Below are 1,141 nucleotides of genomic sequence, written 5' to 3'. Positions count from 1 at the left end.
AAGTGGCGTACCAAAATAATCAACTACATCGTTATAAGTCCGATAGATGTTTTCCAGATCAATCTCATCAATCGTACGGCGGCCAATCTTGTCATCCAGTGCCATTGAAACCAGTGCATCAGCAAAGCTTGATGTTGGAAATAGCTCTGTCGTCATTGCACCGTTTTTAAAAGTCGGCAACATCCGCTGGAGATCAAAATTGATCTTGCGGGATTTAACTGACAATGCTCCAGTCGTTGCATATGTACGTGCACGGAAAACCGTTTCATGCTCATACGTTGTGCTTTGCAATGGATATGCACCGTATAGTGCTTGCCACTTCACATCATCGACAACAGTTGTAACTCCAGGAGTTGGAGTTAAACGGCGAGCACGTACACTGCAGCGGCCCTGAAACGTGACCATATCCAGCGTTGCCCCAACCGTTTGGCGTGATTTTGCCGAGCCTTTCAAAATGATCTGCTTCAGCATCGGATTACCAATGGCTGCACCAGATTCATTTACCGGTGTTACCTCAACTTCAATCGTGACGTTTACAGCACCCTGATTTCCACCTGAAGAAACGGTATAAAGTCCATTGGTGGCCACAAAATTACACAGCACCCGACTACGTTCAACATTGTCCAGAATGAATGGACCAATCCATTTTTCACCTATTGAACTGATCTTTGGTGACAAAGCTGCAGTTTGTTGGTTATTTAACTCTTTAAGCTTTAACCAGTTAGCATTAACGGCCGCCGGATTTGATAACGTCATTCGATCATCAGCTACCGATAGAACGCTGTAAGTGCCGTTTAAATCATAAGTCTGGCCGTTAAACGTGAATGAGGCATTGGTAATTTCTACGCGGTCATTACTTACAAACTTAGTGGTTAAATCCGTATTGTTTGCAGATGCCCGAAGGATCTCGTTTGGATATGCAAAATGAAGATAGTTCGTACCTTCTAAAGACTGCGTATCTGCTGGACGCAAGATCTGGCCATTCACCGAGTTTTGATGCTGAACCGTTAAGGGTGGAGTTGTAATTTCGGTACCAAGCGAGAAATATGGCTCACCCGAGACAATATCGACGCCTGGTCGAAAGACCTCTACCGATGCCCCAGCAATATCAACGATATTGGTTTCACCGTCATAAGCACCA

Annotated in this window: 1 protein-coding gene; it reads right to left on the bottom strand. The window is 44.8% G+C overall.

Going from position 1 to position 1,141, the window contains the following annotated elements:
• On the bottom strand, positions 1-1,141 hold a 1,141-nt coding region (locus tag R5R67_RS19390; RefSeq protein ID WP_318755198.1), incomplete at both ends, for a host specificity factor TipJ family phage tail protein.

The sequence above is a fragment of the Acinetobacter sp. OYA S30 genome, from assembly GCF_033599315.1.
GTDB classification, from domain to species: domain Bacteria; phylum Pseudomonadota; class Gammaproteobacteria; order Pseudomonadales; family Moraxellaceae; genus Acinetobacter; species Acinetobacter baumannii.
This window is presented reverse-complemented; position numbering and strand designations above follow the sequence as displayed.